This is a genomic window from Acinetobacter sp. T_3_1 (genome assembly GCF_025377055.1).
GTDB classification, from domain to species: Bacteria; Pseudomonadota; Gammaproteobacteria; order Pseudomonadales; family Moraxellaceae; genus Acinetobacter; species Acinetobacter kookii.
Map to the genome: position 1 here is coordinate 554,379 of NZ_JACHVD010000001.1, position 14,993 is coordinate 569,371.

Consider the following 14,993-nt stretch of genomic DNA (forward strand, 5'->3'; position numbering starts at 1 on the left):
GAGGCTTAAAGGAGATTAAACCACCAAGTTCACCAACTTATTCGGCACCACAATTTCTTTCTTGGTTGGACCGGTCAGGAATTGCTGAATTTCAGGCAATGCTTTGGCTTGTGCCAAGATGTCATCTTTAGATGCATCGACAGAGACTTCTAACTTACCACGAAGCTTACCATTTACCTGAACCACGATGGTTTGTGTATTACGTGTTAACGCAGACTCATCCACTTGTGGGAATTGAGCAGACGTCAATTCAATACCAAACTGAGCCAATAAAGTTTGACTTAAGTGCGGTGCAAATGGTGCAAGTAAAGTTAAAAGCGTGGTGATGGATTCACGAGCCACAGCCACGTCATTGTCATCTTTGGCTTCAAACTTGTTGTTTGCGTTTAGAAGTTCCATCATCGCTGCAATAGCAGTGTTAAATGCATGACGACGTTCGATGTCATCACCCACTTTTTGGATGGTTTCGTGTGTCTTACGACGTAAATCTTGTGCAGCAGTTGAAAGTGCAGCTTTGTCGATGGTTGCAGCAGTATTGCCTTGTTCAAGGAAACCGGTTGCTAAACGCCATACACGTTTCAAGAAGCGGTTAGCACCTTCCACACCCGCATCAGACCATTCAAGTGATTGATCTGGTGGCGCAGCGAACATCATGAATACACGTGCAGTGTCTGCGCCGTACTGGTCAATAATCGCTTGCGGGTCGATACCGTTGTTCTTCGATTTCGACATTTTCTCCTGACCGCCAACAGTGACTTCTTGACCATCTTCCTTGTATTTGGCAGAAAGAATACGGCCTTTTTCGTCTTTTTCTAATTCGATATCGGCAGGGTTAAACCATGTTTTCTTACCTGAATCTGCTTCACGGTAGTAGGTATCTGCAAGCACCATACCTTGTGTAAGCAAGTTGGTGAATGGTTCGTTGCCTTGTACCACACCTTCATCACGCATCAATTTGTGGAAGAAACGTGCGTATAACAAGTGCAGAATCGCATGCTCAACACCACCGATGTATTGGTTTACAGGAAGCCAGGTTTGACCTGCTTCAGGTTTCACCATGCCATCTGTAAAGTCAGGAGATGCGTAACGTGCATAGTACCAAGAAGATTCTACGAAGGTATCCAAAGTATCTGTTTCACGACGTGCATCGCCACCACAGCATGGACATTTCGTTTCATAGAACTCAGGCATTTTGTTCAATGGATTGCCTGAACCATCTGGAACGACATCCGTTGGAAGAACAACAGGAAGTTGGTCTTCAGGCACTGGCACTTGACCACAGGTGTCACAGTTGATCATTGGAATTGGACAACCCCAATAACGCTGACGAGAAACACCCCAGTCACGTAAACGGAATTGAACTTTTACATTGGCAAGACCTTGTGGTTCAAGTTTTGCAAGGAATGCATCAAATGCACCCTGGAAGTCTAAACCATCAAATTCACCTGAATTAACCAGTTTACCTTCTTTTGAACCGTACCATTCTTGCCATTGAGTTGAGTCAAAGTCAGCATCGTCTGCGCCTTTGGCATCAATCACCTGTTTGATAGTCAGACCATATTTGTTGGCAAATTCGAAGTCACGTTCATCGTGTGAAGGCACCGCCATCACCGCACCTGAACCGTAAGACATCAATACATAGTTTGCGATCCAAACAGGAACTTCTTCACCTGTTACAGGGTGCTTCACAGAAAGACCTGTTGCCATGCCTTTTTTCTCAGCAGTCGCAAGATCCGCTTCTGCCACCGAACCCATACGGCATTCTTCAATGAATGCTTGAAGTTCTGGGTTATTTTCCGCAGCTTTCAGCGCCATTGGATGTTCTGCTGCAACGGCAACATAGGTCACACCCATTAAGGTGTCAGCACGAGTTGTAAATACCGTTAAACCGTCTGCATAAACGTCAGGGTTCGCTGAAGGGAAGGTAATTTCCATACCCTGTGAGCGACCAATCCAGTTACGTTGCATGGTCAAGACTTGTTGTGGCCAACCGTCTTTAAGCGTGTCTAGGTCGTCCAATAATTCTTGCGCATAATCCGTGATGCGGAAGTAGTACATTGGAATATCGCGTTTTTCGACCAATGCACCTGAACGCCAGCCGCGACCGTTTTCAACCTGTTCATTGGCAAGTACGGTTTGATCGACTGGATCCCAGTTTACGGTTGAAAGTTTACGGTAGATCAGGCCTTTTTTATAAAGCTGAACAAATAACCATTGTTCCCAGCGATAGTATTCTGGTGTACAGGTAGCAAATTCACGATCCCAATCAATAGACAGCCCAAGCTTTTTCAACTGATTACGCATGTAATCAATATTTTCAAAGGTCCATTTTGCAGGCGCAACCTGATGCGCAATCGCTGCGTTTTCAGCAGGAAGACCGAAGGCATCCCAACCCATTGGTTGTAGCACAGTTTCACCTTTTAAACGGTGGAAACGGCTGATCACGTCACCAATCGTATAGTTACGCACATGACCCATATGCAGTTTGCCACTTGGGTAAGGGAACATCGAGAGGATATAACGATGTGGACCTTCTACAGTGTCGGCAACTTTAAAGGCTTTGCGAGATTCCCAGTCCTGTTGGACTTGAGGCTCAATCGCACTGGCTTGGTATTCTGAGTCAATGTGAGTAGTCATATACGTAATACAAGAGAACGGTTAAAAAATTTAGCACACAGCATAGCGCAAAATGCTATGCAATGTCAGTTTCCAGATCAGGATTTTATCTTCCTGGTCATTAGAAATGAAACTTTTGGAAATGTCATTGAATGCAGGGATGCCTTTAAATTTGCGAGTTTCTCTTTGTTTTGTAAATAAGCTAATTCTAATGATAAGCGGAGGTCTTGGTCTGTGCCTGCACCAAACATGCTTGCATACAGGATCTTTCTTATTTTCTTGAAGTCGCTGATTAACTTTCACCTTAATTGCAGTTCGTTCTGCTGTTGTTAATTCAACCTTTGTTATATGTCGTCTGGACAATGCTGATTTTTCAGCTTGTTCAGTTTTATGCTGAAAGGTTGATATAAGTCTGGTCTCTATGCTTGTTCAGTGGAGATGCGTTGCTAGCATGTGTTGAATCTTTTTGCATCCACTTCTTTATAAAAATCTTCAGCATGAGTTGATGGGAGATAATAATATGAGGCTCAATACTGGATAGCTAAATAAAAAGAAAAAATTCATTTATTTACCATAGCGAATAAGGGTAACACACTTGCCACGATTTTTATAGGGTGAATATATGGGCTTTGTTGCTTCTCTTTTCATCTTTATAGTTTTTTAGATTACCAAGAGTGATTACCCGGTGCGTAATCACTCTTGCTCACAATATAATATTATTGGACTTTAGGTGTTGCAGGAATGCTGCCTTCTGGAATTGCGGGAATTGTTGGATTAACAGGCTTGTTTTCTTGAGCGGTATCCTTGGCTTCTTTCGCGGCATTATTATTGTCCTGAGATGCAAGACTAGCAGAACGTGCCGTGCCATAAGTGTCCACTTTCCCTTTTTTCTTTGCCGATTTCGGTGGGGGCGTGGTGGTGTAATGCGTAGACCCTTTGGCATCCACCCATTTGTAATATTCTTTGGCAAAGCTTGTGGTTGAACTTAAACTTAAGATTAAGCCAGTCGCTATAAATCCAATTTTGATGAAAGATGATGCCATAATAATCAAGTCCTTATTGTCATAATCAGTTGGATAGAGCATGAGAGAAATAGAGCTCCTGATTGCTTGAGTATTTTATATGATCTGGATCGTTTTGCAGAGAAAAAAGATAAACTGTCCCAAAATGCAAATAAATGAACTGTATTTAGACAATCGTACTCTTTGATTTTCATTTAATCAGAAAGAATTCTCCCAGATCCGGGGCGGTAGCGTAAATCTGCATATAAAAATATATCAAGATACAAAATCAGAGGATGAAAAATAGATTGAAATTAATAAAAACATTTTTTGATAAAATAAATATTCATTCCATTTTATTATAATTTTTATATTTATTTTTTATGAAAATATTTTTAATTTTTTGAAAAATAATAATATTTTAATTTTTTGTGAGAGTTGCATGCACAGCGAAAGACAAAACAGATGTATAAAAAATGAATAATTTAAAATTAAGCTATAAAAAGCTAATTTTTAAACTTGACTTTAATACTCGAAACCACAAAAATGCTGCTTTAGTTTTATATGCCTTAGATCGATCACCCTTCGAATAAGAGCCTTTTAGCAATGGACTTCTTCTCTAGCCGAGAAGCTGAACAAAGCCAACAAAATATGTTTATCCCAACATGTTTTAGACCTCATATTGCTTAAACGGCAACCAGGTCAGATTTTTTTCTTATTGCTATGAAAACTATGAAATTTGTGTGCTATAACAGAGCGCACAGTGAATGAATTAATCACCACAAATGCCCTCCATTTGTGCGTGAAAAAAGATTAGGGTGAATCACGTTGGAACTTTTATCTGGTGGTGAAATGCTTGTTCGCGCATTGGCGGACGAAGGCGTTGAACATGTTTTTGGATATCCAGGCGGCGCAGTATTGCATATTTACGATGCGCTCTTTCAACAAGACAAAATCAATCATTACCTTGTACGTCATGAACAGGCTGCCGGTCATATGGCAGATGCTTATTCGCGTGTAACAGGTAAAACTGGTGTGGTACTCGTAACATCAGGTCCAGGCGCGACAAATACCGTAACGCCAATTGCAACGGCTTATATGGACTCAATCCCAATGGTGATTTTGTCTGGTCAGGTTGCAAGCCATTTAATCGGTGAGGATGCGTTCCAGGAAACCGATATGGTCGGTATTTCTCGTCCAATCGTAAAACACAGTTTCCAAGTGCGTCATGCCAGCGAAATTCCTGCGATTATTAAAAAGGCATTCTATATTGCTTCTTCAGGCCGTCCAGGTCCTGTGGTTGTCGATATTCCTAAAGATGCGACTAATCCTGCAGAAAAATTTGCTTACGAATATCCTGAAAAAGTGAAGATGCGTTCTTATCAGCCACCGCATCGTGGTCACTCAGGCCAGATTCGTAAAGCAATTGACGAATTGATCAGTGCCAAACGTCCAGTGATTTATACGGGCGGTGGTGTAGTGCAGGGTAATGCATCAGCATTATTGACTGAACTTGCGCACTTGTTGGGCTATCCGGTGACCAATACCTTGATGGGCTTGGGTGCATTCCCGGGTAACGATCCTCAATTTTTGGGGATGCTCGGTATGCATGGTACCTATGAAGCCAACATGAGTATGCATAATGCGGACTTGATCCTGTGTGTAGGTGCACGTTTTGATGACCGTGTGACCAATAATCCGGCTAAGTTCTGCCCAAATGCCAAGGTTATTCATATTGATATTGACCCGGCAACCATTTCTAAAACCATCATGGCGCACATTCCAATTGTAGGTGCGGTAGAGCCGGTACTTCAAGAGATGCTGGTACAGTTGAAACAAATGAATGTTTCAAAACCGAATCCTGAAGATATTGCAGCATGGTGGAAACAAATTAATGAGTGGCGTGCAGCACACGGCTTAAAAGTTGTAGCACCAACTGATGGCTCTATGAAGCCACAACAAGTCGTTGCCGCTTTAGATAAAATCACCAATAGCCAGGCGATTATTACGTCTGACGTGGGTCAGCATCAGATGTTTGGTGCGTTGTATTACAAATACACGCGTCCACGTCAATGGATTAACTCAGGTGGCTTAGGAACCATGGGTGTAGGCCTACCTTATGCCATGGCTGCAAAACTCGCGTTCCCGGACCAGCAAGTGGTATGTATTACCGGTGAAGCATCGATTCAGATGTGTATCCAGGAATTATCAACATGTAAGCAATATGGCCTAAATGTGAAAATTCTTTGCCTCAACAACCGTGCCTTGGGTATGGTGAAACAGTGGCAGGATATGAACTACGAAGGTCGCCATTCAAGCTCTTATGTTGAATCCTTGCCTGACTTTGCCAAGTTGATGGAAGCTTATGGTCATGTTGGCATCCAGATTAACCATGCCGATGAGCTTGAATCCAAGCTTGAAGAAGCCATGGCAATTAATGATAAATGTGTATTTATTAACGTAATGGTTGACCGTAGCGAGCATGTGTATCCAATGCTGGTTGCCGGTCAGTCTATGCAAGATATGTGGTTAGGAAAAGGGGAGCGCACTCAATGAGACATATCATCTCTGTTCTCGTAGAAAACGAAGCGGGTGCACTTTCACGTCTGGTGGGATTGTTTTCTCAACGTGGTTATAACATTGAGACTTTGAACGTTGCGCCAACTGAAGATCCGACCATGTCGCGTTTGACGCTGACCACGTATGGTGATGACCATAAAATTGAACAAATCACCAAGCAGTTGAACAAACTGGTTGAAGTGGTGAAAGTGGTTGATTTGTCTGAAGGTGCACATATCGAGCGCGAACTGATGCTGATTAAAGTGAAATCACTTGGATCGGCACGTGCAGAAATCAAGCGTACCGCTGACATTTTCCGCGCACAAATTGTGGATGTAACCCCGACGACTTATACCATTCAGATTGCCGGTACAACTGAAAAGCTTGACGGTTTCATTGATGCGCTTGCAGAAAATACCATTCTTGAAGTAGTGCGTTCAGGTGTATCGGGCATCGCACGTGGCGAAAAAGTTTTAACAGTCTAATTTTTTAACACATTCTACTCATCGTGGAGATGAGGATCCAGGTCAATGAATACCAATAACATCATTGACCTGGATAAAAGGAAACATAAGCATTTAAGCGGAGACAGCAATGCAAATTTTTTACGATAAAGACGCAGACTTATCGATCATCCAATCTAAGAAAGTAGCGATCATTGGTTATGGTTCACAAGGTCACGCGCATGCGCTTAACCTTAAAGACTCTGGCGTTGACGTAACTGTAGGTTTACGTGCTGGTTCGACTTCTTGGAAAAAAGCTGAAAATGCTGGTCTTAAAGTTTCAGAAGTTCCTGCTGCTGTTGCTCAAGCTGACTTAGTCATGATTTTGACTCCAGATGAGTTCCAATCTCAACTTTACCGTGACGTGATTGAGCCAAACATCAAGCAAGGCGCGACTCTAGCATTTGCTCACGGTTTCTCGATTCTTTACAACCAAGTTGTGCCACGTGCTGACTTAGATGTAATCATGGTTGCGCCTAAAGCCCCAGGTCACACAGTACGTTCTGAATACCAACGTGGTTCAGGTGTGCCTGACTTAATCGCGATTCACCAAGATGCATCTGGTAATGCGCGTAACGTAGCGCTTTCTTATGCTTCAGGCGTAGGTGGTGGCCGTACAGGTATTATCGAAACTTCATTCCGTGAAGAAACTGAAACTGACCTATTCGGTGAGCAAGCAGTTCTTTGTGGTGGTGCTGTTGAACTGGTTAAAATGGGTTTCGAAACTTTGGTTGAAGCTGGTTATGCGCCTGAAATGGCTTATTTCGAATGTCTACACGAACTTAAATTGATCGTTGACTTAATGTTCGAAGGCGGTATCGCGGACATGAACTACTCAGTATCTAACAACGCTGAATATGGCGAATATGTAACTGGTACTGAAGTTATCAATGAACAGTCTCGCGAAGCAATGCGTAATGCGCTTAAACGTATCCAGTCTGGTGAATATGCGAAGATGTTCATCCAGGAAGGTGCATTGAACTACCCATCTATGACTGCTCGTCGTCGTCAAAACGCGGCTCACGGTATCGAAGTAACTGGTAACAAGTTGCGTGCAATGATGCCTTGGATCCAAGCGAACAAGATCGTAGATAAAGAAAAGAACTAAGTTCTAATTTCTAAGTCAAAAGAGCCCTTGTTTTATACAGGGGCTTTTTTTATACAAAGTGATGCTTTTCCTCCTTGCGCTTCACTCAAAACAGTGTTTTGAGCTTGCTCATACCTTGGATTCAAGGAAACAAAATCGTTGATAAAGAGAAAAACTAATTTATTGAATCAATTGATTTAAATGCGAAAACCCACTCATTTGAGTGGTTTTTTTATTGCAAAAAGTATTTTGGATTTTTATATGAAGACCAGTCTATTAATAATTCGCAACAAAACACAGCGGTTGAAGATAGATTAGATGTAATTTTAAGTGTGATAGAGTAGACATAATTTATTGTTAAGTGTGGCTGAGCAATGAAAAATCAAATCCTGCTATGTCTTACCACTTTATCTTTTGCATGCTTAAGTTTTGCAGAAATAGTGCCTGCAACCAGGACGGACCATCTTAAACCTTTCACAAATGTTCGGGTGTCTATGCAGCGAATGCTACGCTCAGACGATGGACGCTATTTTCTGGATTTATATGCAGGGATCTGGAATCCACACGGTAAACTTCATGATTTGAATGTGCAAAAAACGATTGCCTTTAAAGGCCTGCAAAAGGGCGATCAGCTGAATCTTAAATCGGTCAGTGGAAATGGGGAAGCAACTACATCTGAACAATATCAGTTAAATGGAAACTTGAATGCCAATACTGGACAGCTGTCATCAGTTTTGATTACAGCAAAGAATAATGAAAGTATTCCAATTCAATTTGGGCCTGCATTTACAGCAGTAGAAAAGCCGCTGTTCATATTTAAATTTTATGGTCTTGAAAATGCCCAGCAGCCTTACGGAAGAGCCTTAAAACAAGTGGATGTATGGAATAAAGCCACCAATACAGTCGTTCAAAGTTTGTCAGGGTTTACTGCTTATCCCAAAAGTATTGGTTATATGGATATTAATCTTGATGGCTACTATGATATCGTGCTTTCAGACACGTCAAATGAAAGGAAAATTGAAGATAAGCGCTTTATTTACTGGATGTATAATCCTAAAACTCATCAATTCCAGCGTTCTCCCCAATTAGAAAATATTGCTGGATTTCCTGCCATTCAGGGAGAAAAACAACAAGTTGATTTTGGTTATGGGCAGGTTTATCAGGTAAAAGATGGCTTATTAAATCGGGTTGAGGATAATTAATAAGATATTAGGCTTCTTTTGTAAATCATTTTTCGCTCAATTCCATGTTGTAAATTCCGGCAATTAAATGGAATCTCAACCTCAGTCTTTTGCCTCGGTTGCGATAACACTCAGCACTGTACTTCAAAAAGCTGCTTTGAACCGATGTATTTCATGCATAAATTATGCATGAATGCTTAAAATTTACGGTATACATAATAAGCAAAGTGTGTCACTTTTTGATTGATGAAAGGAATCTATTAATAAATTTATAGAGGGGTGAGATGGGAATTTAAACAGTCATTAACGTATCATCAAACTGAAAGAATTAACCTCTAAGCTAGGGCTAAAATAACGATATAGGTGTTGTATGGCAACTTTGTATGCGACCAGCCTGCTCAAAGAACAAAATTTTCCAGAAAATTTCCAATTTTATTTTAAAAAGAATAAGCAAGACCAAATTTGTGATGATATTGCGATACTCAATGATTTAATTCGCCCACGGCTGAAAATTGCGATTGTGACAGAAACCTGGTCTCCAGAAATTAATGGCGTGGCACTGTCTTTATTGCAACTCTGCAAAGGGTTGCAAAAACAGGGACATAAAATTTTACTGATTAGGCCGGAACAAAAACAGACATGTTTTCAGTTTTTGCCAAATCAGGAATGTTTAGTTAAAGCCCAAGCTATTCCTCAATATCCAAGCTTGCAGTTTGGCTGGCCACAATTTTTAAAAGTCTCTCAAGCATTGGATCAGTTTGCGCCAAATGTCGTGCATATTGTTACAGAAGGGCCGTTGGGATTAAGCGTTTTGCAGGCGGCTAAGACAAAGGGCATTCCTGTTTCAAGCGCTTTCCATTCACCTTTTCAAGAGTTTAGTCGTTATTTCGATTTAGCCTTTTTAATTAAGCCGATTCAGCGCTATTTACGTTGGTTTCACAATAATACACAACTGACCTGTATTCCCAGTAAAGATACGGAATATATTTTAAGAGAATTTGGCATTTGTTGTCCTCTGGTTGTGGTGGGGCGTGGTGTGGATGTTACGCATTTTTCACCACAACATTATTCCAGCGGTTTGCGTCAACAATGGCAGGCAACGTCGAATACTCAGATTATGCTGTATGTGGGGCGCTTATCACCTGAAAAGGAGATTGATGTTCTTGTTCAAGCCTATCTGTCCATGAAGAAAAATAACCAGGATGTCAAACTGGTGATTGTGGGGGATGGTCCGGAGCGGGGTCGTCTCGAAATGTTATGCCAAGGACAGGATGTCATTTTTACAGGAAATTTATCTGGCCCGAAACTTGCTCAGGCTTATGCAAGTGCAAATGTTTTTGTGTTTGCCAGTCAGGTTGAAACCTTTGGCAATGTGGTGCTGGAAGCAATGGCAAGTGGTTTGCCTGTGATTGCCTATAATTATGCCAGTGCGCATTTGCATGTCAAAAATGGCGAGACGGGCTGGTTGAGTCCCTTAGGAGATAAGACAGGTTTTATGCAGTCAATGTGTCAGTTGCCGGGCAATCAGCAATTGAAACGTATGGGACTGGAAGCCCGAAAGGCGGTGCAGCATATCGGCTGGCAATACCCTGTGCAACAGTTTGAACAAGCACTCTATAGTGTGGCGATGGGGACAGAAATGACATCCTGAATTTTAAGCAACAGCTTAAAGGAGCATCATCATGAATTTAAAAAAAGCAAAAATAACGATGTTGGATCTGGATTTAAAAGGTTGCTTGTATCTGAATAATCTTTCTCATTCACATGCAGTAGCCCACTTTTTCAAAATCATCAGCCGTTTTGGCAATGGTTTGTTCTGGTTTATTATGCTCGCCAGTTTATGGGTGCTGGAAGGCGTGTTTTATATTGTACAGTTGTTATATCTGTTGATTAGCGGGTCGATAGGTACCGTCATTTATAAAATCCTAAAACAAAAAACTGTACGCCCACGGCCTTATCAAGTCCATCAAGTCATCCGGCTACACGAACAACCGCTCGACCATTTTAGTTTTCCTTCTGGTCATACCCTGCATGCTGTCATGGCCAGTACGGTTCTGGGTTATATTCAGCCCGTGTTATTGATTCTGATGCTTCCTTTTACCATTCTGGTGGCGATATCACGGATGGTTTTGGGGCTACATTATCCCAGTGACGTGCTGGTCGGTGCATTGATTGGTGTTGTGATTGCCAGTGGCATTATTGAGAGTGCACCCTTTTTTAATATCATGTTATAAAAATGCATGCGGATGAATCAGGAAAATCACGCGATTTTTCCAAAATTTGCTAAAGTACTGCCACTGATTTGAAAATATTAGGAATAGCCATGGGTTTGCGTTGGACAGATACTATTGATATTGCGATTGAGCTTTCTGAAGCACATCCAGATGTGGATCCGCAATGGATTCGTTTTACCGACTTGCATGCCTGGGTGTGTGCATTGCCAGACTTTAGTGATGACCCAACCAAATCCACTGAAGGTTTGCTGGAAGGAATTCAAATGGCCTGGATTGATGAAGTGCGTTAAGCGCTACATCGAAAAAAGCAATTTTTTTACATATCAAAAGCGGAAAAAAGCCCATTATTCGGTATAATGCGGCAAATTTTCATGTCAACAATTGACTTAAGGAGCCAATCAATGGCTATTGAACGTACTTTATCTATCGTTAAACCAGACGCAGTTGCTAAAAACCACATCGGCGACATCTTTGCTCGTTTCGAAAAAGCTGGTCTTCAAATCGTTGCAACTAAAATGAAACACTTGACTCAAGCTGAAGCTGAAGGCTTTTACGCTGAGCACAAAGAACGTGGTTTCTTTGGTGATTTAGTTGCGTTCATGACTTCTGGTCCAGTTGTTGTTTCAGTTCTTGAAGGCGAAAACGCAGTTCTTGCTCACCGTGAAATTTTGGGTGCAACGAATCCTAAAGAAGCGGCTCCTGGTACAATCCGTGCAGACTTTGCTGTAAGCATCGACGAAAATGCTGCTCACGGTTCTGACTCTGTAGCATCTGCTGACCGCGAAATTAACTATTTCTTCGCGCAAACTGAGATTGCTCCACGTACTCGTTAATACGCAGTATTCAGGCCAGATAAGTGGTATACTGCTTATCTGGTTTTTTTATTCTCTGAATAATTCTCTGCTCAGATATTGAGCTTCTCCTTTCATCTTTAGGCATGGTTTAGGTAATACACATGAGTACTGAAGTAGTCGCTCCATCAGCAATTTCTGATGCACAGCAACCATCTCCATCCGCTCCGACGCAGCAAAATTCTGTGGAAAAAGTGAACTTACTTGGCATGTCACGTCCGCAAATGGAAAAATTCTTCGAAGATATGGGAGAAAAAAAATTCCGTGCCGGGCAGGTGATGAAATGGATTCATCAATTTTTTGTCACAGATTTTGCCGAAATGACCAATATTTCCGGCAAGCTGCGGGAAAAACTGGAAAAAATCTGCGAAATTAAAGCGCCGGAAGTGGTGCATAAAAACTATTCCAAAGATGGCACCCGTAAGTGGGTGTTCCGTGTCGGCGATGGCGAAGGTTCTCTGGTGGAAACCGTCCTGATTCCTGCAGAAGACAAAACCGGTTCACGTAAAACCTTGTGTATTTCTTCACAGGTGGGTTGTGCGCTTGACTGTTCATTTTGCTCAACAGGTAAGCAGGGTTTTCAGCGTGACCTGACTCAAGCCGAAATTATTGGTCAGCTGTGGATGGCAAACTTCTCTTATATGGAAGAAGTACCTGTGGCAGAGCGTGAGCGTTCAGTGACCAATGTGGTGATGATGGGCATGGGCGAACCCCTCCTGAACTATGACGCCGTATTAAACTCAATGCGCATTATGCTGGATGACTTTGCCTATGGCATGTCAAAACGCCGTGTGACTTTATCGACTTCAGGTGTAGTGCCGAAAATCGACCAGTTGGCGCAAGATATTGATGTGGCTTTGGCGATTTCACTTCATGCACCGAACGATGAACTGCGTAATGAGCTGGTGCCGATCAATAAAAAATATCCATTAGAACAGCTGATTGCTGCCTGCCAGCGTTATATTGCCAAAGATGGTAATGAAAGTTCGCGTAAACATGTGACCATTGAATATGTCATGCTGGATGGCGTGAATGACCAACCAGAACATGCTCAACAAATGCTGAAACTGCTTAAAAATTTACCGAGCAAAATTAATTTGATTCCGTTTAATCCGTTCCCGCATGCACCTTATGGGCGTTCAAGCCGTAACCGGATTATTTCTTTCCAAAAAACTTTGTCTGATGCCGGTTTTGTGTGTACGATTCGTCAGACACGTGGCGATGATATTGATGCCGCGTGTGGACAGTTGGTTGGACAAGTTGCTGACCGTACCCGTCGTGCGGAACAGTGGAAAAAGAAAGTGGCGCAGCAAAATGAGATTCTGCGCACTCAGGGATAATAAAAGGGGATGTCAATTGAGAAAGCCCACATATAAATTAGCTTTTATTACAACAATTTGTATGTCCGCTATTTTTGTTGCAGGGTGTCAGGCACCAGCAACAATCGGGAAGAAAGACCCGGAAAAGGCAGTGAAAATTCGCACTCAATTGGCGGCAGAATATATTAAATCGGGTGATCTGGATTCTGCAAAACGAACCTTGGATCAAGCGCTTGAAGTAGATTCACGTGATTCAACCGCGAATATGATGATGGGCGTTTTACTGCAACAAGAGGGCAGTAAAATCAGCATGGATAAAGCAGAAAGCTATTTTAAGCGGGCAATTTCTGCTGATCCTAAAAATGCACAGGCGCGTAACAACTACGGTACTTATTTGTATCAAATTGAGCGTTATAATGACGCGCTTGAACAACTCAATGTGGCCGGAACCACATTGGGCTATGATCAACGCTACAGAGCATTGGAAAATGCAGGACGGATTTATTTAAAACTCGGTGATGTGGTGAATGCTGAAAAAACATTCAAACAGGCCCTGCAAGTAAATCGTGACTCTTATATTTCAATGTTAGAGTTGTCTGAAATTTTTTATCTGAAACAGCAGACCGCTGCCGCAACACAATTGTATGAACAGTTTGTACGCAGTGTCGGTCAAAAGAATCAAGGTGCGCGTGCGCTTTGGATTGGTATCCGAATTGCGCGGGCAAATAGTGACCCAATGGGAACGCAGGTGCTTGTCAATCAGTTGCGTGCGCTTTTCCCCGAGAGTCCGGAATACCAACGTTATCTGCAATTACAGCACAGTACTGAGGCCGTATGGAAGTAAATCCTAATTCACCGCAATCGAATGGTTCAAGCGTAGTACCCACTGCATTAGGAAATGTTCAGCGTCCAGGCGAGTACTTACGTCAAGTTCGAATTGCACAAAAGCGTGAATTAAGTGAAGTTGTCAAAGATTTAAATATCCCTGTAAAAACTTTGACCGCTTTAGAACAAGATGATTATAAGGCTTTGCCAGAAGCCACCTTTATTAAGGGCTACTATCGTACCTATGCGAAGTACCTGAAGGTGGATGCAAGTTCTATTATTCAACGTTTTGATGATATTTATCAAAATGATACTGGATTGTTACCCAATCATGCCTTAAACAACTCACCGATTAAAATCATGGGTAAGCTCCCAGGTTCCAAGAGTGACCGTAACAAGAAATGGTTGAAACGCCTTTTACTTGCTTTGCTGGCACTGGTTGCTCTTGCTGTTGCGGTTATGGCGATACAAAACTGGTCATCCAGCAAAGACGCGGAGAGCCAGGAAGTTGTACCTGCCGAATCCGACGTACAAGTGTTGAATCTGGATAACTCGACTGTGGTTTCGGGCGATCAGCTAGAGCTTGAGTTTAGTCATCCAACTTCTGTGCATATTGTCGATTCAACTGGTAAAGTACTGGCAACAGGCCGTCAGGCATCGACATTGAAATTGAATGGTGAAACGCCTTTCCAGATTCGTCTGGATGATGCTTCAGCCGTTACCCTGACTTTGAATAACGAAAAAATTGCCTTGTCACCTTATACCGTCAACGGAAAAGCAGATTTCCGTTTGTCACGTTAATGCGTAAAGAATAGAG

The 14,993-nt window shown here is 42.1% G+C and carries 13 protein-coding genes; 11 read left to right on the top strand and 2 right to left on the bottom strand.

Features of this window, described 5'->3' with window-relative positions:
* Nucleotides 1-15: 15 nt before the first annotated feature.
* The gene (gene leuS / locus H4I94_RS02465; protein WP_261181290.1) at nucleotides 16-2,637 is read right to left on the bottom strand and encodes a leucine--tRNA ligase; all 2,622 of its coding nucleotides are present in this window, start codon (nucleotides 2,635-2,637) and stop codon (nucleotides 16-18) included.
* 695 nt (nucleotides 2,638-3,332) lie between these two features.
* Complete coding sequence (locus tag H4I94_RS02470) at nucleotides 3,333-3,701, bottom strand: DUF4124 domain-containing protein (RefSeq protein WP_261181291.1); 369 nt, start codon at nucleotides 3,699-3,701, stop codon at nucleotides 3,333-3,335.
* Nucleotides 3,702-4,445: 744 nt separating this feature from the next.
* Between H4I94_RS02470 and H4I94_RS02475 the strand changes: the two genes are divergently transcribed.
* From H4I94_RS02475 to H4I94_RS02525, 11 genes are all read left to right on the top strand, one after another.
* On the top strand, nucleotides 4,446-6,173 hold the full coding sequence (locus H4I94_RS02475; RefSeq protein ID WP_261181294.1) for an acetolactate synthase 3 large subunit: 1,728 nt from the start codon (nucleotides 4,446-4,448) through the stop codon (nucleotides 6,171-6,173).
* Nucleotides 6,170-6,661: an acetolactate synthase small subunit gene (gene ilvN, locus H4I94_RS02480; RefSeq protein ID WP_086195356.1), complete on the top strand. Its 492-nt coding sequence runs from the start codon at nucleotides 6,170-6,172 to the stop codon at nucleotides 6,659-6,661. The genes H4I94_RS02475 and ilvN overlap by 4 nt, the downstream gene beginning before the upstream one ends.
* Before the next feature lie 109 nt (nucleotides 6,662-6,770).
* Entirely contained in the window at nucleotides 6,771-7,787 is a 1,017-nt protein-coding gene (gene ilvC, locus H4I94_RS02485; protein WP_261181296.1) for a ketol-acid reductoisomerase, read from the top strand.
* A gap of 353 nt (nucleotides 7,788-8,140) precedes the next feature.
* Nucleotides 8,141-8,968, top strand: a complete 828-nt coding sequence (locus H4I94_RS02490) for an XAC2610-related protein (RefSeq protein WP_261181298.1) — start codon at nucleotides 8,141-8,143, stop codon at nucleotides 8,966-8,968.
* Between the two features lie 349 nt (nucleotides 8,969-9,317).
* A complete protein-coding gene (locus H4I94_RS02495; protein ID WP_131273940.1) occupies nucleotides 9,318-10,598 on the top strand; it encodes a glycosyltransferase family 4 protein in 1,281 nt (426 codons plus the stop codon).
* A 31-nt stretch (nucleotides 10,599-10,629) separates the two neighbouring features.
* Nucleotides 10,630-11,181: a phosphatase PAP2 family protein gene (locus H4I94_RS02500; RefSeq protein ID WP_092819026.1), complete on the top strand. Its 552-nt coding sequence runs from the start codon at nucleotides 10,630-10,632 to the stop codon at nucleotides 11,179-11,181.
* Between the two features lie 89 nt (nucleotides 11,182-11,270).
* Nucleotides 11,271-11,471: a Fe-S cluster assembly protein IscX gene (gene iscX, locus H4I94_RS02505; protein ID WP_092819025.1), complete on the top strand. Its 201-nt coding sequence runs from the start codon at nucleotides 11,271-11,273 to the stop codon at nucleotides 11,469-11,471.
* 111 nt (nucleotides 11,472-11,582) lie between these two features.
* Complete coding sequence (gene ndk, locus H4I94_RS02510) at nucleotides 11,583-12,014, top strand: nucleoside-diphosphate kinase (protein WP_086195365.1); 432 nt, start codon at nucleotides 11,583-11,585, stop codon at nucleotides 12,012-12,014.
* Between the two features lie 122 nt (nucleotides 12,015-12,136).
* A complete protein-coding gene (rlmN, locus tag H4I94_RS02515; RefSeq protein WP_261181301.1) occupies nucleotides 12,137-13,372 on the top strand; it encodes a 23S rRNA (adenine(2503)-C(2))-methyltransferase RlmN in 1,236 nt (411 codons plus the stop codon).
* A gap of 61 nt (nucleotides 13,373-13,433) precedes the next feature.
* The gene (gene pilW, locus H4I94_RS02520) at nucleotides 13,434-14,195 is read left to right on the top strand and encodes a type IV pilus biogenesis/stability protein PilW (protein ID WP_261181303.1); all 762 of its coding nucleotides are present in this window, start codon (nucleotides 13,434-13,436) and stop codon (nucleotides 14,193-14,195) included.
* The gene (locus H4I94_RS02525; protein WP_131273937.1) at nucleotides 14,186-14,977 is read left to right on the top strand and encodes a helix-turn-helix domain-containing protein; all 792 of its coding nucleotides are present in this window, start codon (nucleotides 14,186-14,188) and stop codon (nucleotides 14,975-14,977) included. Before pilW ends, H4I94_RS02525 begins: the two co-directional genes overlap by 10 nt.
* Nucleotides 14,978-14,993: the final 16 nt, after the last annotated feature.

Bases quoted from the DNA above. Each gene is read 5' to 3' on its own strand.
- H4I94_RS02525 (WP_131273937.1), top strand. From the start codon at position 14,186: ATGGAAGTAAATCCTAATTCACCGCAATCGAATGGTTCAAGCGTAGTA.
- H4I94_RS02470 (WP_261181291.1), bottom strand. From the start codon at position 3,701: ATGCTCTATCCAACTGATTATGACAATAAGGACTTGATTATTATGGCA.
- H4I94_RS02490 (WP_261181298.1), top strand. From the start codon at position 8,141: ATGAAAAATCAAATCCTGCTATGTCTTACCACTTTATCTTTTGCATGC.
- H4I94_RS02495 (WP_131273940.1), top strand. From the start codon at position 9,318: ATGGCAACTTTGTATGCGACCAGCCTGCTCAAAGAACAAAATTTTCCA.
- ndk (WP_086195365.1), top strand. From the start codon at position 11,583: ATGGCTATTGAACGTACTTTATCTATCGTTAAACCAGACGCAGTTGCT.
- leuS (WP_261181290.1), bottom strand. From the start codon at position 2,637: ATGACTACTCACATTGACTCAGAATACCAAGCCAGTGCGATTGAGCCT.
- H4I94_RS02500 (WP_092819026.1), top strand. From the start codon at position 10,630: ATGAATTTAAAAAAAGCAAAAATAACGATGTTGGATCTGGATTTAAAA.
- ilvN (WP_086195356.1), top strand. From the start codon at position 6,170: ATGAGACATATCATCTCTGTTCTCGTAGAAAACGAAGCGGGTGCACTT.
- iscX (WP_092819025.1), top strand. From the start codon at position 11,271: ATGGGTTTGCGTTGGACAGATACTATTGATATTGCGATTGAGCTTTCT.
- ilvC (WP_261181296.1), top strand. From the start codon at position 6,771: ATGCAAATTTTTTACGATAAAGACGCAGACTTATCGATCATCCAATCT.
- rlmN (WP_261181301.1), top strand. From the start codon at position 12,137: ATGAGTACTGAAGTAGTCGCTCCATCAGCAATTTCTGATGCACAGCAA.
- pilW (WP_261181303.1), top strand. From the start codon at position 13,434: ATGTCCGCTATTTTTGTTGCAGGGTGTCAGGCACCAGCAACAATCGGG.